The following is a 26776-nucleotide window of genomic DNA, read 5'->3' as shown; positions in this document are numbered from 1 at the left end:
GTTCTATTCAACCGAGAAATGGTATTCGTTGCCATATTCCCGGAGAATGGCCAGATCAAGTGTACGCTGGCTGCAGTTGTAGAGGGAAGACCACTGTGTCTGCGAAGTGAAATCCTCTGTTGGCGGCTGAGAGACGTATTCAAGCAGTTTCATAGCGTTATCTCTACTTAATCTATACGCAGGAGAGGCATTGACTATAGTGTTTTTCAAAGTATTGTAACGGTCCAATCCGTGCGTTGAATACATCTTGCCTTCAGGGCGTCTTGCCATATTGTCTGAGTAATAGAAATTAGTGACATAACGGAAATCATTCTCGCTCCTGAGAGATTCCATATTTACAGGATTTTCAAAAGTAGAAGGATTTTGGCCGTAAGTGTATTCAACAATGGCAAAATCCCCGGTTGCATCAGCCATATAATAATGATAAGTGGCACACTTGTTTCCTATAGGATCTTCGCCATATTCCGGATGGACTGTACCGTCAATACTCGTATCCAGATTGTATTTTTTCAATGTATCGATGGCCTCCCTCACTGTAGAAACCCTGTCAAGCAATAGTCTCATTGCTACAGTGGTGCCGATTCTGTGCTTGCCAGCCTCTGACTGAATGGTAGGAGCCTCCCTGAGAGCAAGAACGCCGATTGCAAAGCCGTCTTCATTGATTCCGTCCAAAACCGCATAAGGCAATCCCATAAGCATAGACATATCCATATCCGGATCCTCATAAAAACCCTGGCCAAATCCCAGATTATAACCGTCCACCATAGAAATGGATTTTTTGCCACCTTCAGGCGAAGTGCGGACAAGAATGGCGGCTATAGGATAGTAACCTTTATCGTCTGCATGACGGAAATCATAATTACGACCCATATAGAAATCAATCCCATCTTTCTCTGTAACAGCGAAAGCACTACACCCTGCCCCGAATTTCACATTCGAAGGCGTTGTTTGAATCTCGTCGAAAAGAAGTTGTGGTATAGTTCTGAAAAGCCCATTGAGACCCTTGCAATCTGCTGCAATGATCTCATCCAATTTGTAGTCCACAGTATAGTCAACCATGTACAGACGGCCCTGTCCGTCCAGATTCTTTACGGAATTAATCATGGCCAGTTTGGCCTCATCGGTGATGTGGACAGCCTTTTTAGGCTCCATATTCCTGTCTGATGGAATGTCAGTCTCCTTGGAGCAGGCGACAAAAAACAAAACGGCAGCCATTGCAAGAAATGACGATACAGATGGTTTAAAGTTGCGTTTCATAATTTTACATAAGTTAAATAAGTTAAAATTGACACATACGGAAAACCCAATAACGGACAACAACTGACAAATTTAACAAATTCGTCCCAATGCCAAATATCCGTGTCTGTTTTTTCGAGCAAATATAGATGTTCTTCCGATATATTCGACAGTCCATATGTCATTTAGGACATTTATAGGCCTTTATGGACACAAAATGAGCCGAATTGTCATTGCAGGTGGGCGTTGGCCTCGCGGACTCCGCCCGCCAGCGAGGGATACGCCCGCACCTCGATGCCCGCTTCGCGCAGGGTCTGCGCCCCGCGGCAGCAGACGAAACGGTCGGGTTCGTACAGCGCGAAGACCACGCGGGCGAAGCCGTGGCGCAGGATCAGCTGCGTACAGCTTTCGGGCTCGCTGCTGCGCCGGGAGCACGGTTCCATCGAGGAGTAGATCGTGGCGCCGCGTAGCTCGGCGCCGGCGTCGAGGGCCTTGCGGACGGCCTCCTGCTCGGCGTGGTGCGTGGGCGAAGTTTCGTGGGTGTGCCCCGTGAACGTGCGTCCGTCGGGCAGTACGACCACGGCTCCCACACAGTAGGAAGTGGCGCTCGGCGTACACAGACGCCCTGCGGCGACCGCCTGAGCCAGATAGCCGAGGTCTTCGGCCGAGGTGTCGGGCCGCAGCACGCAGGTCGTGACCTCCATGCCGTCCACCTCCTCGTGCCGGCATTCGGCGCCCGGCGGAGGCGTGAACACGAACCGCGCTCCTCCCCTTTCGGGTCCGAGCGTCAGCCGCGGATTGACTGCCCGGCGCACTTCGTCGGCCATCCCTTCGGCGAGGAACATGCCGAGCATCTGCGCGCCGCCTTCGACCAGCAAATTGCCGACGCCGCGTTTCTCCAGCTCGGTGACGATTCCGGCGGCCGTAATTGAACCGTCGGTCGAGATAACCTCCGCAACTCCGTTCAGTTCCGGAATTTCCATCGGCGAAAATACGTAACGGTCGGCGTCCCCTTCGGTGAAGAACCGCAGCTTCGGGGAGATTCGTCCCGAGCGCGTGACGGTCACTTTCGTCAGGTCGGGCCGCAGCCCCGAAGCTGCCCGGCGTGCGCGGGCCGCGGGGTCGCGCAGGAGCAGCGCCGGATTGTCGCGCCGCAGCGTTTCGGCCCCGACGAGGATGGCGTCGTGCGCGGCCCGCAGTTGCAGCACCGCCTTCCAGTCCCCGGGAGTGGACAGAATGAGCCGTTCCGGCGTGTTGTCGTCCAGATAACCGTCGGCTGTCGTGGCAAAGGATAATGTTACTCGCATCGCTTCAAGGTAAAGAGGGTGACTTCGGGCCATGCGCCCAGTCGCATGGGGTATGCAACATATCCCGTGCCGTCGTTGACATAAAGTGTGCGTCCGTCCGAATCGTAGCGTCCGCTCCAATGTTCGTAGATCCAGGATGCGGGCGACCATCCGCGCCCCCACGGGCGGATTTTGAACTGCATCGAATGGACGTGTCCCGAGAGGGTCAGATCGCCGTGACCCGTTTCGAGAATCTGCCCCCAGAGCTGCGGCAGGTGGACCAGCGTGATGTTGAAGAGCGAATCGGGAACGCCCGCATAAGCCCGTCCGAGCGCCGGAGCCGGAAGATTGCGGTCGTGGCGGCGGTCACGCAGCGCGGGGTCGAACGAAATCCCCGTGAGCGAGATGCTGTCTGCGCCGCGCCGCAGGTAGACGGTCGTGTCTTCCAGCACGCGCCACCCCATCGAACGCTGGCGGGCGACCACCTCGCGGGCCTGAACGGCGGCCGGAAAGCGCACCGAATCCTTGATATAGGTGCCTACGTCATGGTTGCCCGTCACCGACCAGACGGGACCTTCGATCTGCCGCAGAAGCCTTCGCGTGCATTCGTCGAGCTCCTCGGCGCGGATGTTCACGAGGTCGCCCGTGAAAAACACCGCGTCGGGATGCAGGGAGTTGATACACTCCGCGAGGCGTGCGAGGTCGTGTTCGGGCCGGACGATCGTGCCCACGTGGATGTCGCTGATCTGCACGAACCGGTAGTCGTCGAACGCCTCGGGAATGCGGTCGGAGCGGATTTCGACTTCGCTCACGCGGATCGACGTGCGGCCCCATGTCGCACCCCAGAGGAAGAAAAGCGTGAGGCCCGCGGCGACGGCATAACCCGTGCGGCGCAGGTGCAGGAAATTGAAGACGTAAAACGCCAGGCGCGGCAGTACGGTGACGATCCATCCCCAGAACAGCCACATATAAAGATACATCAGTCCCGTGCCGTTGTCGGGGCTGAGGACGTTGATGACCGACGAAACGAGCGGCAGGGCATCCGTCGCGGCGGCCCATGCGATCAGGGCCTTGCGCCGCGGAACATGCCGGTGCCGGTTGCGCCGGAAATGGATGAAATCCGCAACAATGGCTGTCAGGGCGAGGAGAAACATCGACAGAAAAAGCATATACCTTAATATATTTATTCGGGGACAAAGATACGCATAAGCGAGGGTAAGAGCAAACGTGTTTGCATTTTTAGCGCGCGGAAGTGTCTGAGGCGGAGCCAAAGAGGCGCAGAAGCGGATAGAAAGCGGCCGGACGAACCGTTCGCCCCTAAATCCGGCGTCTTACGCCGGCGGGTTGGCATGTAAGTTGCGGAAACGGCGGCTGGGTATTGACACTCCGAACAGGAGCAAAAACATTAAAAACCAAATTCATTCAGCTTATGAAAACTTTTCGACTTTTGATTGTAGCTCTGCTGCTTGCGGGTACGGCGTCGGCTCAGCGGTTCGAACGCAGGGCCATGCGCGGCGAATATTCGCCGACGGTCTACCTGATCTCCGTGCGCGAGGTGGACACCCTCTACAACTACGATCCCGCCGCATTGCGGCAGGCTGCGGCGCTCAACCGGATGTCCATGGACAATGCCACGCAGGACTATATCGACACCCACCGCCCCGGCTTCCAGCAGGTCGAGAAACCGCAGTTCGTCTTCGCCACGAAGAACAACCGCTTCTCGTTCTCGCTGGGCGGCTTCGTCAGCCTCCGTGCGGGATACGATTTCGACGGCATCGTCGATAACATCGACTTCGTGACCTACGACATCCCCGTCCACGGCAATTACAACACGAAACAGAAATTGATGATGGACGCTTCGACCTCGCGGATCTTCATGAAGGCCATCACCAACACCCGGGCGCTGGGCCGCGTGGTGATCTTCATGGACGCCGACTTCCGCGGAGGCGCCGAGGGCAGCTATACGCCCCGTGTGCGTTCGGCTTACGTGTCGTTCCTGGGCCTCACGCTGGGACGCGACGTGACGACCTTCTGCGACCTCTCGGCGGCCCCCACGACCATCGACTTCCAAGGCCCCAACGCCTATAACTTCAACTTCGCCACGCTGATTCGCTACGAATACGCCTTTGCGGACAATCACCTCAAGTTCGGAATCGCCGCCGAGCTCCCCGAGGTGAGCGCCACCTACGGCGACAATTTCAAGCCCATGCACCAGCGCGTGCCCGACGTTCCGATGTATTTCCAGTATGCGTGGGGCGCCGACCGCAGCAGCCACATCCGCGCTTCGGGCGTGCTGCGCAATCCCTATATGTATAAAGTGTCGAAGGACTCCAACACCTCGCTGCTGGGCTGGGGCGTGCAGTTCAGCGGCACGATCAAGGTCTGCAAGCCCCTGCGCCTCTTCATGAACGGCGTCTACGGCGAAGGCATCACGCCTTATATTCAGGATCTGACGGGTTCGGGACTCGACTTCACGCCCAATCCCGAGGACCCCTCGCTCGTGCGCATGATGCCGATGTGGGGCTGGCAGGCCGCCGCGCAGATCAACCTGACCCGCCGGCTGTTCATCTCGGGCGGTTACTCGACGGTCCGCGTGCAGCGCAGCCACGGCTACTACACCGACGATCAGTACAAGCAGGGACAGTATATCTTCGGCAACGTCTTCTACTCGCTCACCCCGCGCTGCAAGGTGGCCGGCGAATACCTCTACGGTTCGCGCAAGGACATGAACAACGACAAGGGACACGCCAACCGTGTGAACGTGATGTTGCAGTATAATTTCTGAACACCGGCCTGACGGCGTTGCGTACAGGCGGTTCCTTTTCGGGAGCCGCTTTTTTTTGACCGCCTATTTTACTATCTTTGTTCCCGGACCGACTGGGACGTGTTTCGCCGGCTGGCTGCCCTTCCCGCTTTCGGGCTGCACAGTTACCGGCGTTCCTCCGACTGCGATCCGAGTGTCGGACCCGATTCAAAACAATGGTGCAATATGGAATTTTTAGCGCAATACAATCTCACCGGCATCGTCATCGGCGTTGCCACTTTCCTGATAATCGGCATTTTTCATCCGCTGGTCATCAAAGGCGAATATTGGTTCGGTGTGAAGATCTGGTGGCTGTTCCTTGTGATGGGCGTCGCCGCCGTCATCGGTTCGATCGCCGTGCGGCATCTCCTCTGGTCCACATTGCTGGCCGTGTGGGGCGCCTCGTCGCTTTGGTCTATCGGCGAGTTGTTCGAACAGCGCAAGCGCGTGGCCAAAGGCTGGTTCCCCAAAAATCCCAACCGGAAATAGGGGTCACTCCTGCGGCTGCGTCGGGATGTCAGCCGGAGGTGCAAGGCGGGAACGTACTCCTTCGCCTTGCACCTCCGTGTCTGCATGTTGTTAATCCGCTGTTTTAATAAGCGGCGGTGAATCTCTCGTAGTGGTGGTTCTCCTGCTCCAGTTCGTCAATCATGGCGTAGGCATAGTCCTCCACGGAAATGAAGCTCTCGCCTTTTTCGTCGAAAAGCATGTCGTCCTTGCCCAGACGGAACTTGCCCGTCCGCTTGCCCGGACCGTTCTGTCCCATGTTGCCGAGATTCCCGGCGGGAGAGAAGAAAATCCAGTCAACATCCTTCTCTTTCATCAAGTAATCGAGGTAGAACTCGCCCATCGATTTCACGCCCGGCAGCCATTCGGCAGGCAGGTTGCCCGTGTCCACCAGGCGCAGACCGGGAGCGACGAACAGCGTTCCGGCACCGCCCACGATGAGCAGACGCTTCACACCCGCACGTCTCGTACCCTCGACGATTTTCGGATAGTTCTCCAGCGTCTCCTCATACTGGCGGGGATTGCCCCATCCGGGATTGTATGCGCTGATAACGGCATCCTTGCCCTTTGCCAGTTCAGCCAGCGTGTCGGGGGTCGGTGGCGTCCCCTTTGACAACGGTAAGATTGGGATTGCTCACCGTAATCTTTTCCGGGTTGGGTGAAATGGCTGTAACCTTGTGACCACGATACAGTGCCTCGTTCAAGATGGCGGAACCTACGAATCCGCTCGCTCCGATTAAAATTACATTTTTCATACGTCTTACATCTTTAGTTGTTGATATTCTTGTTTTATTCGGTTATTCACTAACTTCGCATCGAATTATTGCTTTCTTTTCGATAGCACAAAGGTGTGAACTATTTTTATGTTATACAAGAAGTTACAAGTTAATTACCAAGTTACCTAAAACTCACTTTTGGTGAATAACAAGAAGTTACAATAGCAAAAAAAATTGCGTAACTTTGCACCGCAATTATCATGCGAGTCCGTCGGATACATATTCTGGCCGCCGTGGTCTTCGTCGCGGTCTGCTGCACGCCTGCGGGAGGTCCCGCGCGGCGCGATTGGCCGCAGCCTGCGGGCTGGACGGGGCCGGGGCAGGTTCCGCCGCCCCAGCGGATGAAGCTGTGGTTCGGAGGAGACGTGATGCAGCACATGCCGCAGGTCGAGGCGGCGCGGTGCGGAGAACGGTTCGACTATCGGCCCGTCTTCGCGGCTCTCGCGCCCCGGATGCGGGCGGCCGACCTCACGGTCGTGAATCTCGAAACCACCCTCACCCGCCGCGGCCGTTACACGGGTTACCCGCTGTTCCGGTCGCCGGTGGCGTTGGCCGACGCCCTGCGCGATGCGGGTGTGGATGTCGCCGTGCTGGCCAACAACCATTGCTGCGACGGAGGCGCCGAAGGCATCCGCACGACGGTGGCCGAACTGGACCGCTGCGGAATACTCCATACGGGCGTATTCGCGGACAGCGCTGACTACAAGAAGAATAATCCGCTTTACTTGAACCGTTGCGGCATGCGGTTGGCGATCGTCAACTATACCTACGGCACCAACGGCATGCCCGTTCCCGCGGGCACGATCGTCAATCTCATCGACACCGTGCGCATGGCCGCGGACCTGGCCGAAGCCCGGGCCTCCGGGGTCGATTTCATCGTCGCCTGCCTTCATTGGGGCAATGAGTACGAGCGTCGGGAGAACGCCGGACAACGGAGTCTGGCTGCATTTTTGCGTCGCAACGGCGTCGGCGTGGTGGTCGGAAGCCATCCGCACGTCGTGCAGCCCTGGAGGGCCGATTCGTCGCATGTGGTGCTTTACTCGCTGGGCAATCTGGTTTCGAACCAGCGGCGGCGTTACACCGACGGAGGACTGGTGGCTGCCGTCGAAGCTGTCCGCCATGCCGACGGACGCATGGACTACCGGCTTGAGACCGCTCCCGTGTGGGTCGCGCTGCCCGGCTACCGCATCCTGCCGCCCGAGGCCGCCGACACGATGTCGCTGCCCGCAGCCTACGGCGTCTTCCGTGCCGACGTGGACGCACTGGCGGGAAACGACCTATAAGTAAACCGAATAGTCCTATCGAAAGAAACGATGGCTATTTCTTGGAGATTGTTTCGGGAAATTGTTATCTTTGTAACAGTAAAAACGCACACACTTAAAACATTATAGATTATGGAAAAGAGCATCAAAGGTACCCGTACCGAACAGAATCTGCTGAAAGCCTTCGCCGGCGAGAGCCAGGCCCGCAGCCGTTACGTCTTTTTCGCCAGCAAGGCCAAGAAAGAGGGTTACGAGCAGATCGCAGGTGTCTTCGCCGAGACTGCCGAGCAGGAGAAGGAGCACGCCGAGCGTTTCTTCAAGTTCCTCGAGGGCGGCGACGTGGAGATCACGGCCAGCTACCCCACCGGCCCCATCGGCACGACGGCCGAAAATCTGCTGGCTGCCGCCAAGGGCGAGAACGAAGAATGGGATGTCCTCTACCGCGAATTCGGCCGCGTAGCCGAGGAGGAGGGATTCACTGAAATAGCCACCGCATTCAAGATGATTTCGACGGTGGAGGCCGAGCACGAGCGCCGCTACCTGAAACTGCTGAGCCGCCTGACGGACGGCAATTTCTTCAAGCGCGACGGCAAAATCTGGTGGCAGTGCCGCAACTGCGGTTTCGTCATCGAGGCCGAGGAGGCTCCGAAACTCTGCCCCGCTTGCAAGCACCCGCAGGCTTATTTCGAGCCCAAGAAAGAGAACTATTAGGCCGGAGATACGATACCGGCGAACGGCCGCATTCCGCTGAGGAGTGCGGCTTTTTTACGCCCGGCCCGCACGGTCGGAGGCAATTTTTAGTTCCGAACCTTAATTTTTAACGCTTATTGTTGTATCTTTGTACGATTAAGCAAAAACACGACGATAACGATAAATATGGCAGACGAAAAAATCATCTTTTCGATGGTCGGCGTAAGCAAGACCTTCACCAACCAGAAACGGGTGCTCAACAACATCTATCTTTCATTTTTCTACGGCGCCAAGATCGGCATCATCGGTCTGAACGGTTCGGGTAAATCGACCCTGATGAAGATCATCGCCGGCATCGACAAGAATTTCGAGGGCGAAGTGGTCTTTTCGCCCGGCTACACGGTGGGCTATCTCGAACAGGAGCCCAAACTCGACGATGCCAAGACGGTCCGCGAGGTCGTCGAAGAGGGCTGCGCGGCGACGGTGGCTCTATTGAAGGAGTACGAGGAGATCAATATGAAGCTGTGCGAGCCGATGGACGACGATGCGATGGCCAAGTTGATCGAGCGTCAGGGCGAGCTGTACGAGAAGATCGACCAGTGCAACGGCTGGGAGCTGGACAGCGTGCTGGAGCGTGCGATGGACGCCCTGCGGTGTCCCGATCCCGATGAGCCGGTGACGCACTTGTCGGGCGGTGAGCGCCGCCGCGTGGCTCTTTGCCGCCTGCTGTTGCAGCAGCCCGACGTACTGTTGCTCGACGAGCCCACCAACCACCTCGACGCCGAGTCGATCGACTGGCTGGAACAGCACCTGCAACAGTACAAGGGTACGGTGATCGCCGTGACCCACGACCGCTATTTCCTCGACAACGTCGCCGGATGGATTCTCGAACTCGACCGCGGCGAGGGCATTCCCTGGAAGGGCAACTATTCGGGCTGGCTCGATCAGAAGACCACCCGCATGGCTATGGAGGAAAAGCAGGAGTCGAAGCGCCGCAAGACCCTCGAACGCGAGCTGGAGTGGGTGCGCATGTCGCCCTCGGGCCGCCACGCCAAGTCGAAGGCCCGTCTGTCGGCCTATGACAAGCTGATGAACGAGGACACGAAGCAGAAAGAGGAAAAACTCGAAATATTCATCCCGAACGGTCCGCGTCTGGGCGACGTGGTGATCGAGGCGCACGACGTTTCGAAAGCCTTCGGCGACCGCGTGCTGTACGAGGGGTTGGAATTTTCGCTGCCCCCGGCCGGCATCGTGGGCGTCATCGGCCCCAACGGTACGGGCAAAACCACCCTCTTCCGGATGATCATGGGCCTCGAAGAGCCCACGAGCGGTTCGTTCCGCGTGGGTCCCACGGTGAAACTGGCCTATGTGGACCAGCAGCACAAGTCGATCGACCCTGAAAAGACGGTCTTCGAGGTGATTTCGGGCGGTCTGGATCTGATGACGCTGGGCAACCGGCAGGTCAACGCCCGCGCCTATGTGGCCCGTTTCAACTTCTCGGGCGCCGATCAGGAGAAGAAGTGCGGCATGCTGTCGGGCGGCGAGCGCAACCGTCTCCACCTGGCCCTCGCCCTGAAAGAGGAGGGCAACGTGCTGCTGCTGGACGAGCCGACCAACGACATCGACGTGAACACGCTGCGGGCGCTGGAGGAAGGTCTTGAGAATTTCGCCGGATGCGCCGTCGTCATTTCGCACGACCGCTGGTTCCTCGACCGTATCGCCACGCACATCCTTTCGTTCGAGGGCGATTCGAAGGTGGTCTTCTACGAGGGCTCCTACTCGGAGTATGAGGCGTGGAAGAAGGCTCAGGGCGGCGACACGCAGCCCCACCGGGTGAAATATAAAAAACTGATCGCCGATTAGTTGAAAAATTAAGAATGAAATATTAAAAATTGTTTTTGCATGCAAAAACCGTCTATTCCCAAGGGCACGCGCGATTTCTCCCCGGCGGAGATGATGCGCCGCCAGTATATTTTCGATACGATCCGCCGCGTCTTCCGCGCCTACGGATTCGCACCGCTCGAAACCCCCTCGATGGAGAACCTCTCGACCCTGCTGGGCAAGTACGGCGACGAGGGCGACAAGCTCCTGTTCAAGATCCTCAATTCGGGCGACTACGCCGCCGGACTGTCGGACGAGGAGGTTCGCTCCGCGTCGAAAATCTGCGAAAAGGGGCTGCGCTACGACCTTACGGTGCCTTTCGCCCGTTACGTCGTGCAGCATCAGGGCGAACTGACGTTCCCTTTCAAACGCTATCAGATTCAGCCCGTGTGGCGCGCCGACCGCCCCCAGAAGGGCCGTTACCGCGAATTCTACCAGTGCGACGTCGATGTGATCGGCACGCGCTCGCTGCTGTGCGAAGTCGAGCTGGTGGAGATCGTCGAGCGGGTCTTCAAGGCGCTGGGCATCCGCGTGGCGCTGAAGATGAACAACCGCAAGATTCTTTTCGGTATCGCCGAGGCCATCGGCCACGCCGACAAGATGATGGACATCACCATCGCCATCGACAAGCTGGAAAAGATCGGACTGGACAATGTGAAGGCCGAACTGATGGAGCGCGGATTGGGGCAGGAAGCCGTCGGAAAACTTCAACCGATACTCGAACTTAGCGGCGATAATACGCAAAAGCTCAATCAGCTGAAAGATGTGCTTTCCGTGTCGGAAACGGGCATGAAAGGTATTGCGGAGATGGAAACCGTTCTGGGCTATGTGGAGCGGCTGGGCATCGACCTGACGGTCGAACTGGACCTTTCGCTGGCACGCGGTTTGAACTACTACACCGGCGCGATCTTCGAGGTCAAGGCGCTCGATTTCGCCATCGGTTCGATCTGCGGCGGAGGCCGTTACGATGACCTGACGGGTATCTTCGGCATGCCCAACACCTCGGGCGTGGGCATCTCGTTCGGCGCGGACCGCATCTACGACGTGATGACGGGGCTGAACCTCTTCCCCGAAGAGGTCAACTGTTCGACCCGCGTGCTGTTCGTGAATCTTGGTGCCGAGGAGGAAGCCGCTGTGCTGCCCATTCTGCGCACGCTGCGCGGAGAGGGGATCGCATCGGAGATCTACCCCGAGGCGGGCAAGATGAAGAAACAGATGGAGTATGCCAACCGCCGCGGCATCCCCTACGTGGTGATCGTGGGATCGCAGGAGCTCGAAGCCCGGGCCGCGACCGTCAAGGATATGCGCACGGGCGAACAGCAGCAGGTGCCTTTCGACCGGGTCGCCGATTTTGTAAAATAATCCCGGCCCCTCCGCGGGCCGACAAATGAATCGCAGCATGCGCCGATTACTCGTCATACTCGCCGTTCTCTGCGTTCTGCCTCTCGCGGCGCAGAATGCGGATGACGCGCAGCAGTTTCAGAAACTCGCACAGGTTTTCCGCTACCTTTCGGGACTTTATGTCGATGAAGTGGATATGAAACCCGTCGTCGAGGGGGCCATTGCGGGCATGCTCGAAGAGCTGGACCCCCACTCGGCCTACATCGGCGCCGAGGAGATGAAGGGCGTGCAGGAGAGTTTCGACGGGGAGTTCAGCGGCATAGGCGTCGAGTTCAACGTGTTGCGTGACTCGGTCATCGTCGTGAACACCATCGCCGGAGGACCTGCCGAGCGGGTCGGCGTGCGCGCCAACGACCGCATCGTGCGCATCGACACGCTCGATGCCGTGGGCATGGGGCGCGCCGACGTGCCGAAATACCTGCGCGGGAAGAGCGGCACGAAGGTCGAAATCGACGTTGTCCGCCACGGCACCCCCGGACGGCTGCATTTCGTGATCGTGCGCGACAAAATTCCGCTGAATACCGTCGATGCCGCCTACATGGCCGGCGACGGCATCGGATATATCAAGGTCAACCGCTTCGGCCGCACCACGATGAACGAATTCACGGACGCCTACCGCAAGCTGGGCGAGCCGCGGAGTCTGATTCTCGACCTGCGGGGCAACGGCGGCGGACTGCTGGAACAGGCCGTAGAGATGGCGGGATTCTTCCTGCCGCGCGGCGCCGCGATCGTCTCCACCGAGGGACGCGCCGTGCCGGCGATGACGTTCCGCGCCCAAAGCGACGGCACGGACCTCAAAGGACGCCTCGCGGTGCTGATCGACGAAGCCTCGGCGTCGGCGTCGGAGATCGTCGCAGGGGCCGTGCAGGATTGGGACCGGGGTGTCGTCGTGGGCCGTCCGAGCTTCGGCAAGGGGCTGGTGCAGCGGCAGATCGGGCTGCCCGACGGTTCGGCCGTGCGCATCACCGTGGCCCGTTATCACACCCCGTCGGGGCGCGTCATCCAGCGTCCTTACGAGCAGGGCAAACGCCGTGAATATTACCTCGACCACCTGCGCCGCTACGACGATGCCACGCGCGACTCGCTTGACGCCGGGGCTCCGGCCTACCGCACGCTGCGCACGGGTCGCACGGTTTACGGGGGCGGCGGCATCCGTCCGGATGTGCTCGTCGAGGCCGACACGACGGGATTTTCGGATTACTACGCCGAGCTGATCCGCCGGGGCATCGTGGCCGATTTCGTCGGCGACTGGCTCGACCGTTCGCGCGACAGTCTGTCGCGTCTCTACCCCGCTTTCGAAGCCTTCGACGCCGGATACACCCCCTCGGACGCCGTTCTCGACGGTCTCGCACGGCTCGGCAGCGAGCGCGGCGTGAAGTTCGACGCTGCGGGATTCGCCGTTTCGGAACCCGTCATGCGGGCCCAGCTCAAAGCCCTCGCCGCACAGCGTCTGTTCGGGACCGGAGCCTATTTCCGGGTCGTCAATCCCGCCCTGAGTCCGGCCTACGCCCGGGCGTTGTCCATTCTCGAAGCGTGGGACGAACTGGGAGCTCCCGTGCTGGAACCCTGAAAATAGTACTGTAAGTATTTGGAGGTTTGCGATTTTTTGTGTAAATTCGTTATACAACCGACGAATTCGCATCAAGTGTAAGACTAACCCTCAAAAACCGACTCCATGCTACCCCAAGTTCAGGTCCGCCGCGAAGGCGAGGACTACGCCGATCAGATTCTGTCCAAGGCCGTGAAAGCGGGCCGTCGCACCTATTTCTTCGATGTCAGAGCCACGCGCGGCGACGATTATTTCCTGACCATCACCGAGAGCCGCAAGATCACGGGGCCCGACGGCTCGGCGACCTACGACCGCCACAAGATATTCCTGTACAAGGAGGACTTCACGAAATTCGCCGAGGGATTCAACGAGGTCGTCGAATTCATCCGCCGCACCAAAGGGATTCCCGAGCCGGAGAAATGATCCCGCACCGGATTGCTGAATGATGAAATTCCCGGACGCGTATCGGCGTCCGGAGATTTTTCATATCCTTAATATTTTTATTCGTCGGAAAGACCGGGTGCGATTCGTTTTTGCATCCGTTCTGCTTTTTGTTATTAGACAGGTTGCGCCTCGGCAAAATGCACGTAAACTTGCTTTTGCGCTCGGCTTGCACTATCTTTGCGCTTAAATCAAAAACACGCAGACAGATTTATGAAATTTTCCCGGTACATCGTACTTGCGCTCAAAGGGTGCGCCATGGGTATGGCCGATGTCGTTCCCGGCGTTTCGGGCGGCACGATCGCTTTTATATCAGGTATTTACGAGGAGCTGCTCGATTCGATCCGCAGCGTCGATGCCACGGCTCTCAGGCTGCTGCTCCGCTTCCGTCTGGCCGAGTTCTGGCGCCATATCAACGGCCGCTTCCTGCTGCCCGTGCTGCTGGGCATCGCCGTTGCGATCTTCTCGCTGGCGCGGCTGATGACCTATTTGCTTACGAACCACCCCATTGCCATCTGGTCGTTTTTCTTCGGACTGATCGTGGCTTCGGCGCTGCTCGTCGCCAGACAGATCGGCCGCTGGGACTGGCGGACCGTGCTGGCTTTCGCCGTCGGGGCCGCCGCGGCGTGGTGGATCACCGTCGCAACGCCCGCCGAAACGCCTGACGACTGGTGGTTCGTGATGCTCTCGGGCGCCATTGCTATCTGCGCCATGATTCTCCCCGGCATCTCGGGAGCTTTCATCCTGCTGCTGCTGGGCAAATACCAGTATATCATGCACGCCGTCGGGGAGTTCGATATTCCCGTCATCGCGGTTTTCGTGATCGGAGCCGCTGCGGGCATCATCTCGTTTTCGCATCTGCTGTCGTGGCTGCTCAAACATTGGCACGACGTTACGGTGGCCGTGCTGATGGGTTTCATGGTCGGGTCGCTCAACAAGGTGTGGCCGTGGAAGGAGACCGTGGAGACCTATCTCGACAGCCACGGTGTCGCGCAGCCGCTCGTGCAGAACAACATCGCCCCCGGAACTTTCGAACAGCTCACGGGGCAACCCTCGCTGCTTGTGCAGGCCATTCTGCTCGGCATCGTGGGATTTCTGGTTATTTACGGCATCGAGCTCGTCGCCCGCATGATCGTCAAAAAACAGGAGGAATAGACCATGCGGCGTTTCGGATTGATCGGTCGTCCGTTGGGCCATTCGGCCTCGGCGGCCTACTTCACGGAAAAATTTTCCCGGGAGGGATTGGGCGATTGCGAATACGCCCTCTACGAACTGCCCTCGATCGGGGAGCTGCCCGCTCTGTTGGAGCGTCTGCCCGAGCTTTGCGGACTGAACGTCACGATTCCCTACAAACGCGAGGTGATGGCCTTTCTGGATGCCGTGTCGCCCGAGGCGCAGGCCATCGGGGCCGTCAACTGCATCCGCCGTGCGGCGGACGGAAGCCTCACGGGCTACAATACTGACATCGTCGGCCTGCGGGCCGCACTGGACGAACTGCTGGGCGGCGAACAGCCTTCGTCGGCGCTGATTCTCGGCACGGGAGGCGCTTCGCAGGCCGTGCAGTACGCCCTCGCCGAACGCGACATTCCCTTCGCGCTGGTTTCGCGCGACGCATCGAAAGGCAATTACACCTATGACAACCTGCCGTGCGAAGTCGTGGAGGAGAGTCGGTTGATCGTCAACGCCTCGCCCGTCGGCACCTATCCCCGCATCGATGACGCCCCGCGCATCCCCTACGGCTACGTCACACCGGAGCACTATATGCTGGACCTGGTGTACAATCCGCCCCTGACGCAGTTCCTCGCCTACGGGCAGCAGCGCGGGGCCCATGTGCTGAACGGCCGGACGATGTTCGTCGGGCAGGCCGAAGCGGCATGGCGAATCTGGAACGAACGATGAAAATGAAATTGTTGCTTGCCGCTCTGTTTGCGGCTCTCTGGACCGGGGCTTTCGCCCAGCAGGAGCTGACGCCGCCCAAATTCAACGGTGCGGACGTGGAGTATTTCATGCGCCGCCTCGTGGGCGAGTTCGAAAAGGTCGCCGTGGAGCGGCGGATTCCCGCCGCCGAGATCTCGATGCGAGTAGCGGTGGCGTTCAAAGTGGACAGCACGGGCGGCATCAGCGAATGGCGGTTCCGCGACAACGCCTCCGAGGGGCGTGACCGCACGGATCTTCCGCCCGCCAGCGAAGCGACCCGCGGGGCGATGACCGAGGCGTTTTCACACCTCGAAGGCTGGATGCCTGCGGTGGATGCCGCGGGCCGCAAGGTCGATTATACGCTGCGGCTGACGCTGCGGCTGCCGGTCGAGAAGATCGTCCGCATGCAGGACCCCGATCCCCTGCTTTTCCAGGGCGAGGACCCGAATACCAATTTCTTCGAGTGGGTGCGCACGCGCGTGCGTTACGACGACCGGTTCAGGAGCGTCGGCGGCGTGGTTCACGTCCGCTTCTACGTCGAGCCCGACGGCAAGATCACCATCGGCGATGTCGTCGAATCGCCTGACGAGCGTCTTACGAAGGAGGTGATCCGTGTGATCCGCAACAGCCGGGGCGAATGGACGCCCCGCAAGGTTCGCGGTGTACCCCAGCGCATGGCCTACCAGTTCCGCTGCAATTACATCCCCGAAAGCCACTGACCGGCTTCTAAGCCGGTTTTAGGGGCGGCCGACGGTTCCGGCGCTATCCGATCATATAAAAAGGCTTCACCGCAAACGTGAAGCCTTTTCTTTATTCCCTTACCTGTGGCGCAGCATCGTGCGGGCCTTTTCGAAGTCTTCCTCGCGGACGACGACTTGGGCGGGCATGGTGCCGATCGGATAGATGGCCGACATGTATTCGTTGCGGATCATGGACCAGATGCCGGCGCTGTCGAGCATCGACTTGGTGATTTCGGCCTCTGTGATGGTGTTGTACTCCGCCAGTACAACCAGCGTGTCGTCTTGCATAATTTTCCGGTTTTGGTTGGATATCTAAAGTTAAGCATTTTGTTGATAAAATGCAAGAGTCCTGCCATAGAAATTACCGGAAAAAAGGCTACCTTTGCAAAAGGATAAACCTCCTGCCTAGATAGGCTTATACTATCTATATTAACAGCGACGCAGCTATGACGCAATTCGTACATCTTCACGTACATACCCAATATTCGATTCTCGACGGACAGGCCAGCATCCAGCGGCTCGTGGACAAGGCCATGAACGACGGTCAGCCCGGCATCGCCGTGACGGATCACGGCGACATGTTCGGTATCAAGGAGTTCTACAACTACGTCAAGAAGGTCAAGGGCAAATTCAAGGACAAGGCCGCCGAATGCGAGGCCCGGATCGCCGCCCTCAAAGACGGTACGGAGGCTTCGGCAGACCCCGCTGCGGAGATCGCCAAGTGCGAGAGGCAGTTGGAGGAGCTGCGCCGCAAACTGGCTTTCAAGCCCATCATCGGCTGCGAGGTCTACGTGGCGCGCCGCCGGCTGCACGACAAGGAGGGAAAACCCGACCAGAGCGGTTACCACCTGATCCTGCTGGCCAAAAACCTCAAGGGCTATCACAACCTGATAAAGATCGTTTCGAAAGCGTGGACCGAGGGTTTCTACATGCGTCCGCGAACGGACCGCGTGGAGCTGGAGAAGTACCACGAGGGGCTGATCTGCTGTTCGGCCTGTCTGGCCGGCGAGGTGCCGCGCGCCATCACGGCGAACGACCTCGAAAAGGCCGAGGAGTCGATCTTGTGGCACAAAAAAGTTTTCGGCGACGATTACTATCTCGAATTGCAGCTGCACAAAGCCACCGTCGAGCGGGCCAACCACGAAGCCTACCCCATGCAGCTGCATGTGAACAAACACCTGCGCGAACTGGCCGCGAAGCACAACGTGCGGATGGTCTGCACCAACGACGTGCACTTCGTGGACGAGGATAACGCCGAGGCGCACGACCGTCTGATCTGCCTCTCGACGGGAAAGGACCTCGACGACCCCAAGCGCATGCTCTACTCCAAGCAGGAGTGGCTGAAAACGACGGCCGAGATGGCTGCAATCTTCGGCGAAACCGACCCCGAGGCGATGGCGACGACCGTGGACATCTGCAATCAGGTCGAGTGCTATTCGATCGACCATGCGCCGATCATGCCCAACTTCGAGATCCCCAAGGAGTTCGGCACCGAGGAGGAGTACCGCGCCCGGCTCACGGAACAGGACCTCTTCGAGGAATTCACGCGCGATGAGAACGGCAATGTGGTGATGTCGGAGGAGGAAGGCCGCAAAAAGATCGAAAAACTGGGCGGGTACGACAAGTTGTACCGCATCAAGTTCGAGGCCGACTACCTCGCCAAGCTGACGATGGAGGGCGCACACAGGCGCTACGGCGAACATCTGACCGAGGAGCAGGAAGAGCGGCTGCGGTTCGAGCTGCACATTATGAAGACGATGGGTTTCCCGGGCTACTTCCTCATCGTGCAGGACTTTATCCGCGCCGCACGCGAAGAACTGGACGTTTCGGTGGGACCGGGCCGTGGCTCGGCCGCAGGTTCGGCCGTGGCCTACTGTCTCGGCATCACGCAGATCGACCCCATCGCCTACGACCTGCTGTTCGAGCGTTTCCTGAACCCCGACCGTATTTCGCTCCCCGATATCGACGTGGACTTCGACGACGACGGCCGCGGCCGCGTGCTGAACTGGGTGACGCAGAAATACGGCAAGGAGAAGGTGGCGCACATCATCACCTACGGTACGATGGCCACCAAACTGGCCATCAAGGACGTTGCGCGCGTGCAGAAGCTCCTGCTCTCGGAGTCGGACCGCCTCTGCAAGCTGGTTCCCGACAAGATTCCGGACAAGAAGCTCAATTTGCAGAACGCCATCGACTATGTGCCCGAACTGAAAGCCGCCGAGCAGTCGGACGACCCCGTGGTGAGGGACACGATCCGCTATGCCAAGATGCTCGAAGGCAACGTCCGCAACACGGGCGTGCACGCCTGCGGTACGATCATCTGCCGCGACGACATCACCGACTGGGTGCCCGTCTCGACGGCCGACGACAAGGAGACTGGCGAAAAGATGCTCGTCACGCAGTATGAAGGCTCGGTGATCGAGGACACGGGACTTATCAAGATGGACTTCCTGGGGCTGAAGACCCTTTCGATCATCAAGGACGCCGTGGAGAACGTCCGCCTGACCAAGGGCGTGAAGATCGACATCGACGACTTCACGATCATCAACGACCCGGCGACCTACAAGCTCTACGGCGAGGGCCGCACCGTCGGAACGTTCCAGTTCGAGTCCGCGGGCATGCAGAAGTACCTGCGCGAATTGCAGCCCTCGACCTTCGAAGACCTGATTGCGATGAACGCCCTCTACCGTCCGGGCCCGATGGACTACATCCCGGATTTCATCGCCCGCAAGCACGGCCGCAGCCCCATCGAGTACGATATTCCGGTGATGGAGAAGTATTTGAAAGACACCTACGGCATCACGGTCTATCAGGAGCAGGTCATGTTGCTGTCGCGTCTGTTGGCCAACTTCACCCGCGGCGAGTCGGACACGCTGCGCAAGGCTATGGGTAAGAAGCTCAAAGACAAGCTGGACCACCTCAAACCCAAGTTCATCGAGGGCGGCAAGAAAAACGGCCACGACCCGAAGGTGCTCGAAAAGATATGGGCCGACTGGGAGAAATTCGCCTCCTATGCGTTCAACAAATCGCATGCCACGTGCTATTCGTGGGTGGCCTACCAGACCGCCTATCTCAAAGCCAACTACCCTTCGGAGTACATGGCTGCGGTGCTGAGCCGAAACCTCACGAACATCGAGCAGCTGACGCTTTACATGAACGAGTGCAAGCGCATGGGAATCAGCGTGCTGGGGCCCGACATCAACGAGTCGATGCGGCAGTTCTCGGCCAACTTGGCCGGCGATGTCCGTTTCGGACTGGCCGCCGTGAAGGGCGTCGGAGAGGCTGCCGTGGAGAGCATCATCGCCGAACGCAAGGCCAACGGTCCGTTCAAGGATGTCTACGACTTCATCGAGCGGGTGAACTACTCGCTGGTCAACCGCAAATGTCTCGAAAACCTCGCCTACGCAGGAGCTTTCGACTCGATCTCGGATTTCTCGCGCTGCAAGTTCTTCGGCGTGGATGCCCGCGACGCCAATGGCATCACCTTCATCGAACAGCTGATGCGCTACGGCCAGCGGTTCCAGACCGAGCAGAACAACGCCCAGCAAAGCCTGTTCGGCGGCGAGGGACATGTGGACATTCAGCGTCCGGTGCTTCCGGCCTGCGCCGAATGGAGCCAGCTGGAGAAGCTCACGAAGGAGCGCGAGATGGTGGGACTCTACCTCTCGGCGCATCCGCTGGACGACTACAAAGTTATCATCGACCACATGTGCAAGACCCAGCTCTCGGAGCTGGAGAATCTCGACGCCATCAAGGGGCAGGAGATCGCCGTGGCGGGAATGGTCGTGAGCGTGCAGAACCTGATGACCAAGACCGGCAAGCCGTGGGGCAAGTTCAAGTTGGAGGATTACAACGGCGCCCACGAATTCGCCCTCTTCGGCAAGGATTACGAGAATTTCCGCAAATACCTCTTCGCGGACTACTTCCTCTTTATTCGCGGCAAGGTCCAGCCCAAGCCCTACAACGACAAGGAGCTGGAGTTCAAGATCACCTCGATGGTCCAGTTGCAGGAGATGCGCGACACGATGATCAAGGAGATGGTCGTGCTGCTGCCGGTCGAGGATGTGACGGAGATGCTGATCCGCGATCTGACAGCGAAGGTCCGCGAGTCGAAGGGCGACACGCTGCTGCGTCTGAGCGTCTACGACCGCGAAGCGCAGGTTTCGCTGCGCCTCTTCTCGAAGAGCCACAAGGTGAGCCTCACGCAGTCTTTGGTCGGATATTTGGAGGACAACAACATCAACTATTCAATCGCATAGAACCGTATACCAATCTATTATAATCAACAAAAAACACAAAGCAATGGCATTGGCAATCAACAAAGAGAATTTCGAAGGGCTGCTCGCAGGCGACCAGCCGGTAGTCATCGACTTCTGGGCCGAATGGTGCGGTCCCTGCCGCACAATGTCGCCCATCGTGGACGAACTGGCCGCCGAATACGACGGCAAAGCGGTCATCGGCAAATGCGATGTCGAGGAAAACGACGATATCACGATGAAGTACGGCGTGAGGAACATCCCGACGATCATCTTCCTCAAAGGCGGCGAAGTCGTTGACAAGCAGGTGGGCGCCTGCTCGAAGGACGCCTTGAAAGCGAAGATCGAAAAACTGTTCTGAGGATGCTGCGTACCGTCGATTTCCACGGCCTGAAAGCCGTCGAATTCTCCAAGGGCGACTACACGGCCCTGCTGGTTCCCGGAATGGGCGCGAACCTCGTGCGGCTGGCCAATACGCGGCTGGGCGCGGAGATCCTGCGCACGCCCGGAGCCGACGAGATCGAGGTGTTCAGGGGCCGTCCGCAGGTGTTCGGTCTGCCGATTCTGTTTCCGCCCAACCGCATCGCCGACGGGCGTTACACCTTCGAGGGCCGCACCTACCAGTACCCCATCACTATCGAGAAAGAGCACAACTACCACCACGGGGTGCTCAAAAGCGAGGCTTTCATCGTCTCGAAGGCCAGCGAAACGGCCGAGGAGGTGATGGTCGAGTGCCGTTACTACGCCAATGCGGGTAACGACGCCGTTTTCCGCGATTTTCCGCACGAGTTCAAGTGCAAGATCACCTACTGGCTCTCGGCCGACGGGCTGGAGCAGGAGGTGATGTTCTCGAACCGCAGCAAATTGCGGATGCCCGTGGGCGTGGGATTCCACACTCCGCTGTCGATTCCCTTCGCCGGAGGCGACGCCGCGGATTACGTGATGCGCGTTGCCGTCGGCGAGCAGGTCGAACTTAACGAGCGCAACCTCCCGACGGGCCGCAAGCTGCCGCTGTCGGAGCAATTCGCCAAGCTGCGCGAGGGCGGGCTCCGGGTCACCGAATGCGACCCTATCGAAGCGGGCTTCACGCTGAAAGAGATCGACGTGAATGGCAAGTCGTTCCGCGGGGCGCTGGTCGAGAACGTGCGCACGGGTGCGCGGATCTTCTACGAGGTGGATTCCCAGACGACCTACTGGACGATCTGGAACAACGGGGGCCGGGTGCCCTACTGCTGTCCCGAACCGCAGTCGTGGACCACGAACGCCCCGAATCTGCCGAATCCTTCGGCCGAAGGGTTCCGGACCATCGCCCCGGGCGAGTCGTGGCGCATGGTGTTCCGGCTTTACGCGAAATAGGTTGAAAAAAGGGGATCGGTTGCCGATCCCCTTTTTCGTTTCAGAAATGTTCGTGGAAAACCGTTTCGTCCAGCGGCCTGCGCTGCGTGTCGTGACGGTCGGGATCGGACGGGGTGCCGTCGCCGTAGCCGACGAGCAGGATGTTCACGGGCTCCACGTGCGGGGGCAGCGCGAACTCCTCGCGCACGGCCTCGGGCTTGAACATGCAGATCCACAGCGTGTCGAGCCCCAGCGACGCGGCGCAGAGCATCATGTGGTCGGTGACGATCGAGGCGTCGATGTCGCCGATCATCTTGTCGTCGTATTTGCGGGTCCACGCCTCGGAGGTGTCGGCGCAGACGACGATGGCCGTCGGAGCCCCGAAATCGCGCGTGCAGCGCGCCAGTTTCTCCATTCCCTCTTTCGACTGCACGACCACCAGCCGCTGGGGCTGCCGGTTGGCGCCCGTGGGAGCCACGCGCCCCGCTTCGAGGATTCGGGTCAGCTTCTCCGGCTCCACCTGTCTGTCCGAGTATTTGCGGCAGGCATACCGCTTTTTCGCCAGTTTCAGAAAATCGAATGTTTCCATTGTCGATGAATTTACGGGTTCCCGCCGGATGCGCGGACCGGGTTCCGAAACCCGGGACCGTCCTGCGCTGAAACCGGCGTCTTATGTCGGCAAAGGTACAAAAAAATCGTGCCGCCAAACAGGTTTTGTCAGCCCCGGCTGACAGAATGGCAGAAAAAATTCGCTGGCACACCGTTTGTTGCAGGAAGGGCAGGAAATCAAATACAACAACAACGATAGCACTATGAAAAACGGAAAAATCGGAGTTACGACGGAGAATATCTTCCCCGTCATCAAGAAATTCCTCTATTCGAAGCATGAAATCTTCCTGCGCGAGCTGATCTCGAATGCCGTGGATGCCACCCAGAAGCTGAAAACCCTCTCGTCGATCGGCGAGGCCAAAGGCGAGCTGGGCGATCTGACGATTCGTGTGGCCGTGGACAAGGAGAAGAAGACGCTGACCGTGACGGACCGCGGCGTGGGCATGACGGCCGAGGAGGTAGACAAGTACATCAACCAGATCGCCTTCTCGGGTGCCGAGGAGTTCATGGAGAAGTACAAGAACCAGGCGATCATCGGCCACTTCGGACTGGGATTCTACTCGGCGTTCATGGTCTCGGACAAGGTGGAGATCTTCACCCGGTCGTTCCGCGAGGGAGCGAAGAGCGGGCATTGGAGCTGCACCGGGACCCCCGAATTCGAAATGGAGGAGACCGACGAGGCCCGCGACCGCGGTACGAGCATCGTACTGCACCTCTCGGAAGATGCGCTGGAGTATGCCGAGGAGTCGAAGATCGAAGGTCTGCTGAAAAAATACTGCCGTTTCCTGCCCGTGCCCATCGCTTTCGGCAAGGTCAAGGAGTGGAAGGACGGCAAGTACGTCGATACGGACAAGGACAACATCATCAACAATGTCGAGCCGCTGTGGACCCGCAAGCCCGCCGAAATCACCGAGGAGCAGTACAAGGAGTTCTACCACGAGCTCTACCCCATGAGCGACGAGCCGCTGTTCTCGATCCACCTGAACATCGACTACCCGTTCCACCTGACGGGCATCCTCTATTTCCCGAAAATCCACAACAATTTCGAGATTCAGAAGAACAGGATTCAGCTCTATTCGAACCAGGTGTATGTCACGGATCAGGTCGAGGGCATCGTGCCGGAGTATCTGACGCTGCTGCACGGCGTGATCGACTCGCCGGACATCCCGCTGAACGTGTCGCGCAGCTACCTGCAAAGCGACTCCAACGTGAAGAAGATTTCGAGCTACATCACCCGCAAGGTCGCAGACCGTTTGCAGGAGCTGTTCAACACCATGCGTGCGGACTACGAGTCGAAGTGGGACGATCTGAAGGTATTCATCCAGTACGGCATTCTGACCGACGAGAAGTTCGCCGAGAAAGCCTCGGATTTCATGCTCTGGAAGAATACCGAGGGCAAGTATTTCACCCCCAAGGAGTACACCGAGAAGGTGAAGGAGAACCAGACCGACAAGAACAAGACCGTGGTGTTCCTCTACGTGGACGATCCCGTGGCGAAATACACCTCGCTGGAGGCGGCCAAGGCCAAGGGCTACGACGTGCTGGTGATGGACGGCCAGCTGGACAGCCACTACATCAACTGGTATGAGTCGAAAGAGAAGGAAACGCGGTTCGTGCGCGTGGACAGCGATGTCATCGACAAGCTCATCCAGAAGGAGGAGAACGTCAAGATGTCGCTTACCGAGGCGCAGCAGGAGTTGTTGGAACCGGTGTTCGAGAGCCAGATGCCCAAGGACGACAAGATACACTACAACATCTCGTTCGAGGCCATGTCGCCCGACGAAGCTCCGGTGGTCATCACCCAGAACGAGTTCATGCGCCGCATGAAGGAGATGGCTGCGATGGGCGGCGGAGGCATGAGCCAGTTCTACGGCCAGATGCCCGACAACTTCACCATTGCGGTAAACGGCAACCACCCCATTGTCATCGACATTCTCGCCGACGTGGAGAAAGCCTATGGCGACAAGCTCCGGACCGTCACCAAGAAGATTGACGCCGCCGTGGCCGAAGAGAAGCGTTTCGACGAGGTCGTGAAGGGCAAGAAGGAAGAGGAGCTGACTCCCGAGGAGAAGTCCACCCGCGAGGAGCTGTCGAAGAAGGTCGTTACCCTGCGCGACGAGCGCAACCAGCGTCTGCGCGAGATCGGCGGCGAAAACCGCCTCGTCAAGCAGATCATCGATCTGGCCCTGCTCACGAACGGCATGCTGAAAGGCAAGAATCTCACGGATTTCATCCAGCGGTCGATCTCGCTGATCGAGAAATAACCCGGCCGAGCCGAATGACAGAGCCGTGTCCCCGCCGGGACACGGCTCTTTTTGAGTCTATAAGACGAAACGGACCTTTCCATCGCGGAAGGTCCGTTTTTTCAACATAGCGGGGCGTTTACTCCTCGGTCCACTCTTTCCGGAGCAGGTCGAGAAACCACTCGGGACAGCGGCAGGGACGACGCGAATCGCTGTGGATGAACCCCAGCTGGGTCATGCCCGTATTCAGCAGGTCGCCCCGCTCGTTGTAGATTTCGTAGAAGAAATTGATGCGTGTCGAGGGCATTTCCCGAAGGATGATGCGCACCGTGAGCAGCTCGTCGAAATAGGCCGGCTTGCGGTACTTGGACTGCACTTCGAGAATCGGCATCATGATGCCCCGCCGTTCGACCTCGGCGAACGACATGCCCAGCGCACGCAGAAATTCGCTGCGGGCCGCTTCGTAGTAGCAGATGTAGTTCGAATGGTGGCAAATGGCCATCTGATCGGTGTGTTTGTACCACACCCGTATCTGGCAATCGTGGCTTAACATATTTTTCCTTATTTTATTTGCGTTCAGTTTGGCAGCGCAGGTCAGGTCAATCCCCTAACTTTTTAAGCGGGCGCCTCTTAGGCGGGCGGCTTCCTCGGTCTTGCCCTCTTCCAGCAACCGGCGGATCAGCGTCGAGCTGACACGTACGCCGTCAACCGTACACGGTCCCACTTTCACGACCCGCAGCCGTCCCGTCGCTGCGAGGGCGTCGCAGTCGAGCCGGTCGTGGCCGAAGCGGTGGTTGTAGCCCGCGACGAGCGTTTCGGCGCCGACTTTTCCGATCAGGTATTCCTCGACGAACTCCGCACCCGTCAGGGCGCTGAAAGCCCGGTCGAAAGGGATGACGATCACATTGTCCACGCCCAGTTCTCCGAGCAGGGCGATTTTCTCGTCGAGGGTCGTCAGCAGCCGCAGCCCCTCGTCCCTGCCGAGCGTGATGCGCGGATGCGGCTCGAAAGTCAGCACGATACTCTCTCCCCCTGCGGCGCGGGCTTCGGCGATAAGTCGCTCGATCAACGCCCGGTGTCCCCGGTGCACACCGTCGTAAGACCCGACGGTCACGACCGGATGGACGAAGCGCGGAAGCGCGTCGAAACCGTGGAATACCCGTATGCCGCCCTGCTGTTCCCTCTCAGGCATTGCTGTTCTCCTCGTTCTCTTTGACGAAATAGGCGACTTTCTCCAGCAGCGTCGTGATGTCGTAGTTCTCGACGATGATTCCCTGCGGGAAGTTCAGCGGCGTGGAGGTGAAGTTCAACACGCCCTTGATGCCGGCGTTGATGATCGGCAGCACGAGCGTCGGGGCGACCTTCGTCGGCGACGAAACGATGACGATCGAGATGTCCCGGTCTTCGACCACCTCCTCGAAAGTATCCATGTGGTAGCACGGAATGCCGTCGATGGTCTTGCCGACCTTCTCGGGATCGACATCGAACGCCGCGGTGATCTTCAGCTTGAGGCCCTTGCCGTTGAAATACTTGGTGATGGCCTGCCCCAGGTGGCCCATGCCCAGCACCGCGATGTTCATCGGCGAGGGGCTGTCGAGAATCCGGCTGATGTATTCGATCAGCACCTGCACGTCGTAGCCCTTCTTCGTATCGCTCGAAAATCCGATCAGCATCAGGTCGCGGCGCACCTGCACGGCCGTGATGCCGTGGATGCCGGCCAGCACGTGCGAAAAAATGTGCGTGATGCCCTGCTTGTGGCTGGCGAGCAGCGTGCGGCGGTATTCGCTCAGTCGCTCGATGGTCTTCTCGGGGATCGTATTGTTGGTCAAAGTTGCCATGATTCT

23 protein-coding genes and 1 pseudogene are annotated in these 26776 nt (G+C 58.8%); 15 read left to right on the top strand and 9 right to left on the bottom strand.

The genetic code is table 11. The features are described from left to right. Nucleotides 1-3: 3 nt before the first annotated feature. The 3 genes from WMO46_RS05555 to WMO46_RS05545 all read right to left on the bottom strand — a co-directional run bounded on the left by WMO46_RS05555 (nt 4) and on the right by WMO46_RS05545 (nt 3691). Nucleotides 4-1257, bottom strand: coding sequence for a carcinine hydrolase/isopenicillin-N N-acyltransferase family protein (locus tag WMO46_RS05555; protein WP_278965777.1), 1254 nt, complete (start codon nt 1255-1257; stop codon nt 4-6). A gap of 209 nt (nt 1258-1466) precedes the next feature. Beyond that, on the bottom strand, nt 1467-2543 hold the full coding sequence (locus WMO46_RS05550; protein ID WP_349093964.1) for a dihydrofolate reductase family protein: 1077 nt from the start codon (nt 2541-2543) through the stop codon (nt 1467-1469). Beyond that, nucleotides 2534-3691 carry a metallophosphoesterase gene (locus WMO46_RS05545; protein ID WP_278817160.1) on the bottom strand — a complete coding sequence of 386 codons (1158 nt, stop codon included), beginning with the start codon at nt 3689-3691 and terminating at the stop codon, nt 2534-2536. The genes WMO46_RS05550 and WMO46_RS05545 overlap by 10 nt, the downstream gene beginning before the upstream one ends. Nucleotides 3692-3951: 260 nt before the next feature. Between WMO46_RS05545 and WMO46_RS05540 the strand changes: the two genes are divergently transcribed. Both WMO46_RS05540 and WMO46_RS05535 read left to right on the top strand, forming a co-directional pair. Continuing rightward, complete coding sequence (locus WMO46_RS05540) at nt 3952-5307, top strand: DcaP family trimeric outer membrane transporter (protein WP_195496788.1); 1356 nt, start codon at nt 3952-3954, stop codon at nt 5305-5307. 204 nt (nt 5308-5511) lie between these two features. Beyond that, nucleotides 5512-5814 (top strand): DUF4491 family protein, encoded by a 303-nt coding sequence (locus tag WMO46_RS05535; protein ID WP_026076437.1) that lies wholly within the window; start codon nt 5512-5514, stop codon nt 5812-5814. A 103-nt stretch (nt 5815-5917) separates the two neighbouring features. On the opposite strand, the pseudogene WMO46_RS05530 reads toward WMO46_RS05535, so the two are convergent. Further along, a pseudogene (locus WMO46_RS05530) lies at nt 5918-6587 on the bottom strand (NAD(P)-dependent oxidoreductase). Nucleotides 6588-6808: 221 nt separating this feature from the next. On the opposite strand from WMO46_RS05530, the gene WMO46_RS05525 reads away from it, so the two are divergent. From WMO46_RS05525 to WMO46_RS05485, 9 genes are all read left to right on the top strand, one after another. Next, a complete protein-coding gene (locus WMO46_RS05525) occupies nt 6809-7891 on the top strand; it encodes a CapA family protein (protein ID WP_207209320.1) in 1083 nt (360 codons plus the stop codon). A 111-nt stretch (nt 7892-8002) separates the two neighbouring features. Then, nucleotides 8003-8581 carry a rubrerythrin gene (gene rbr / locus WMO46_RS05520; RefSeq protein ID WP_019150345.1) on the top strand — a complete coding sequence of 193 codons (579 nt, stop codon included), beginning with the start codon at nt 8003-8005 and terminating at the stop codon, nt 8579-8581. 165 nt (nt 8582-8746) lie between these two features. Beyond that, complete coding sequence (ettA, locus tag WMO46_RS05515; protein ID WP_129649790.1) at nt 8747-10423, top strand: energy-dependent translational throttle protein EttA; 1677 nt, start codon at nt 8747-8749, stop codon at nt 10421-10423. A 39-nt stretch (nt 10424-10462) separates the two neighbouring features. Further along, nucleotides 10463-11803, top strand: coding sequence for a histidine--tRNA ligase (gene hisS, locus WMO46_RS05510; RefSeq protein ID WP_129649788.1), 1341 nt, complete (start codon nt 10463-10465; stop codon nt 11801-11803). Nucleotides 11804-11840: 37 nt separating this feature from the next. Then, nucleotides 11841-13412, top strand: a complete 1572-nt coding sequence (locus WMO46_RS05505; RefSeq protein ID WP_129649786.1) for a S41 family peptidase — start codon at nt 11841-11843, stop codon at nt 13410-13412. 105 nt (nt 13413-13517) lie between these two features. Continuing rightward, nucleotides 13518-13814, top strand: coding sequence for a DUF3276 family protein (locus WMO46_RS05500; protein WP_019150350.1), 297 nt, complete (start codon nt 13518-13520; stop codon nt 13812-13814). 231 nt (nt 13815-14045) lie between these two features. Then, nucleotides 14046-14987 carry a polyprenyl-phosphate transporter gene (locus WMO46_RS05495; protein WP_196016610.1) on the top strand — a complete coding sequence of 314 codons (942 nt, stop codon included), beginning with the start codon at nt 14046-14048 and terminating at the stop codon, nt 14985-14987. A gap of 3 nt (nt 14988-14990) precedes the next feature. Further along, on the top strand, nt 14991-15731 hold the full coding sequence (locus WMO46_RS05490; protein WP_278965155.1) for a shikimate dehydrogenase family protein: 741 nt from the start codon (nt 14991-14993) through the stop codon (nt 15729-15731). Continuing rightward, the gene (locus tag WMO46_RS05485) at nt 15728-16468 is read left to right on the top strand and encodes an energy transducer TonB (RefSeq protein WP_278965157.1); all 741 of its coding nucleotides are present in this window, start codon (nt 15728-15730) and stop codon (nt 16466-16468) included. Before WMO46_RS05490 ends, WMO46_RS05485 begins: the two co-directional genes overlap by 4 nt. Nucleotides 16469-16567: 99 nt before the next feature. Here the strand turns inward: WMO46_RS05485 and WMO46_RS05480 are convergent, their stop codons facing one another. Continuing rightward, nucleotides 16568-16777, bottom strand: a complete 210-nt coding sequence (locus tag WMO46_RS05480; RefSeq protein ID WP_019150354.1) for a putative signal transducing protein — start codon at nt 16775-16777, stop codon at nt 16568-16570. 158 nt (nt 16778-16935) lie between these two features. On the opposite strand from WMO46_RS05480, the gene dnaE reads away from it, so the two are divergent. Genes dnaE through WMO46_RS05465 form a run of 3 tightly spaced genes read left to right on the top strand, consistent with a single transcriptional unit; the run spans nt 16936 to nt 22101 of the window. Further along, on the top strand, nt 16936-20748 hold the full coding sequence (dnaE, locus tag WMO46_RS05475; RefSeq protein ID WP_276759477.1) for a DNA polymerase III subunit alpha: 3813 nt from the start codon (nt 16936-16938) through the stop codon (nt 20746-20748). 43 nt (nt 20749-20791) lie between these two features. Next, the gene (gene trxA, locus WMO46_RS05470) at nt 20792-21106 is read left to right on the top strand and encodes a thioredoxin (RefSeq protein WP_019150356.1); all 315 of its coding nucleotides are present in this window, start codon (nt 20792-20794) and stop codon (nt 21104-21106) included. Nucleotides 21107-21108: 2 nt separating this feature from the next. Continuing rightward, complete coding sequence (locus tag WMO46_RS05465) at nt 21109-22101, top strand: aldose 1-epimerase (RefSeq protein ID WP_129649778.1); 993 nt, start codon at nt 21109-21111, stop codon at nt 22099-22101. A 40-nt stretch (nt 22102-22141) separates the two neighbouring features. Here the strand turns inward: WMO46_RS05465 and WMO46_RS05460 are convergent, their stop codons facing one another. After that, on the bottom strand, nt 22142-22669 hold the full coding sequence (locus tag WMO46_RS05460; RefSeq protein ID WP_349093963.1) for a nitroreductase family protein: 528 nt from the start codon (nt 22667-22669) through the stop codon (nt 22142-22144). Between the two features lie 223 nt (nt 22670-22892). On the opposite strand from WMO46_RS05460, the gene htpG reads away from it, so the two are divergent. After that, nucleotides 22893-24953: a molecular chaperone HtpG gene (gene htpG, locus WMO46_RS05455; protein WP_349093962.1), complete on the top strand. Its 2061-nt coding sequence runs from the start codon at nt 22893-22895 to the stop codon at nt 24951-24953. Between the two features lie 118 nt (nt 24954-25071). Here the strand turns inward: htpG and WMO46_RS05450 are convergent, their stop codons facing one another. Genes WMO46_RS05450 through WMO46_RS05440 form a run of 3 tightly spaced genes read right to left on the bottom strand, consistent with a single transcriptional unit; the run spans nt 25072 to nt 26770 of the window. Continuing rightward, nucleotides 25072-25485 carry an acyl-CoA thioesterase gene (locus WMO46_RS05450; protein WP_026076443.1) on the bottom strand — a complete coding sequence of 138 codons (414 nt, stop codon included), beginning with the start codon at nt 25483-25485 and terminating at the stop codon, nt 25072-25074. A 54-nt stretch (nt 25486-25539) separates the two neighbouring features. Further along, nucleotides 25540-26124, bottom strand: coding sequence for an FAD synthase (locus WMO46_RS05445; RefSeq protein ID WP_196016605.1), 585 nt, complete (start codon nt 26122-26124; stop codon nt 25540-25542). Further along, on the bottom strand, nt 26117-26770 hold the full coding sequence (locus WMO46_RS05440) for a redox-sensing transcriptional repressor Rex (protein WP_026076444.1): 654 nt from the start codon (nt 26768-26770) through the stop codon (nt 26117-26119). Before WMO46_RS05440 ends, WMO46_RS05445 begins: the two co-directional genes overlap by 8 nt. Nucleotides 26771-26776 lie beyond the last annotated feature (6 nt).

The sequence above is a fragment of the Alistipes intestinihominis genome (assembly GCF_040095975.1).
In the GTDB taxonomy this organism is placed as follows: domain Bacteria; phylum Bacteroidota; class Bacteroidia; order Bacteroidales; family Rikenellaceae; genus Alistipes; species Alistipes senegalensis.
This window is presented reverse-complemented; position numbering and strand designations above follow the sequence as displayed.

Coding starts and splice junctions, on each gene's coding strand:
- ettA (WP_129649790.1), top strand. CDS start 8,747: ATGGCAGACGAAAAAATCATCTTTTCGATGGTCGGCGTAAGCAAGACC.
- WMO46_RS05495 (WP_196016610.1), top strand. CDS start 14,046: ATGAAATTTTCCCGGTACATCGTACTTGCGCTCAAAGGGTGCGCCATG.
- WMO46_RS05545 (WP_278817160.1), bottom strand. CDS start 3,691: ATGCTTTTTCTGTCGATGTTTCTCCTCGCCCTGACAGCCATTGTTGCG.
- WMO46_RS05485 (WP_278965157.1), top strand. CDS start 15,728: ATGAAAATGAAATTGTTGCTTGCCGCTCTGTTTGCGGCTCTCTGGACC.
- WMO46_RS05460 (WP_349093963.1), bottom strand. CDS start 22,669: ATGGAAACATTCGATTTTCTGAAACTGGCGAAAAAGCGGTATGCCTGC.
- WMO46_RS05540 (WP_195496788.1), top strand. CDS start 3,952: ATGAAAACTTTTCGACTTTTGATTGTAGCTCTGCTGCTTGCGGGTACG.
- WMO46_RS05535 (WP_026076437.1), top strand. CDS start 5,512: ATGGAATTTTTAGCGCAATACAATCTCACCGGCATCGTCATCGGCGTT.
- WMO46_RS05490 (WP_278965155.1), top strand. CDS start 14,991: ATGCGGCGTTTCGGATTGATCGGTCGTCCGTTGGGCCATTCGGCCTCG.
- WMO46_RS05440 (WP_026076444.1), bottom strand. CDS start 26,770: ATGGCAACTTTGACCAACAATACGATCCCCGAGAAGACCATCGAGCGA.
- htpG (WP_349093962.1), top strand. CDS start 22,893: ATGAAAAACGGAAAAATCGGAGTTACGACGGAGAATATCTTCCCCGTC.
- WMO46_RS05465 (WP_129649778.1), top strand. CDS start 21,109: ATGCTGCGTACCGTCGATTTCCACGGCCTGAAAGCCGTCGAATTCTCC.
- rbr (WP_019150345.1), top strand. CDS start 8,003: ATGGAAAAGAGCATCAAAGGTACCCGTACCGAACAGAATCTGCTGAAA.
- WMO46_RS05445 (WP_196016605.1), bottom strand. CDS start 26,124: ATGCCTGAGAGGGAACAGCAGGGCGGCATACGGGTATTCCACGGTTTC.
- WMO46_RS05500 (WP_019150350.1), top strand. CDS start 13,518: ATGCTACCCCAAGTTCAGGTCCGCCGCGAAGGCGAGGACTACGCCGAT.
- WMO46_RS05525 (WP_207209320.1), top strand. CDS start 6,809: ATGCGAGTCCGTCGGATACATATTCTGGCCGCCGTGGTCTTCGTCGCG.
- dnaE (WP_276759477.1), top strand. CDS start 16,936: ATGACGCAATTCGTACATCTTCACGTACATACCCAATATTCGATTCTC.
- WMO46_RS05555 (WP_278965777.1), bottom strand. CDS start 1,257: ATGAAACGCAACTTTAAACCATCTGTATCGTCATTTCTTGCAATGGCT.
- WMO46_RS05480 (WP_019150354.1), bottom strand. CDS start 16,777: ATGCAAGACGACACGCTGGTTGTACTGGCGGAGTACAACACCATCACA.
- WMO46_RS05505 (WP_129649786.1), top strand. CDS start 11,841: ATGCGCCGATTACTCGTCATACTCGCCGTTCTCTGCGTTCTGCCTCTC.
- hisS (WP_129649788.1), top strand. CDS start 10,463: ATGCAAAAACCGTCTATTCCCAAGGGCACGCGCGATTTCTCCCCGGCG.
- WMO46_RS05550 (WP_349093964.1), bottom strand. CDS start 2,543: ATGCGAGTAACATTATCCTTTGCCACGACAGCCGACGGTTATCTGGAC.
- trxA (WP_019150356.1), top strand. CDS start 20,792: ATGGCATTGGCAATCAACAAAGAGAATTTCGAAGGGCTGCTCGCAGGC.
- WMO46_RS05450 (WP_026076443.1), bottom strand. CDS start 25,485: ATGTTAAGCCACGATTGCCAGATACGGGTGTGGTACAAACACACCGAT.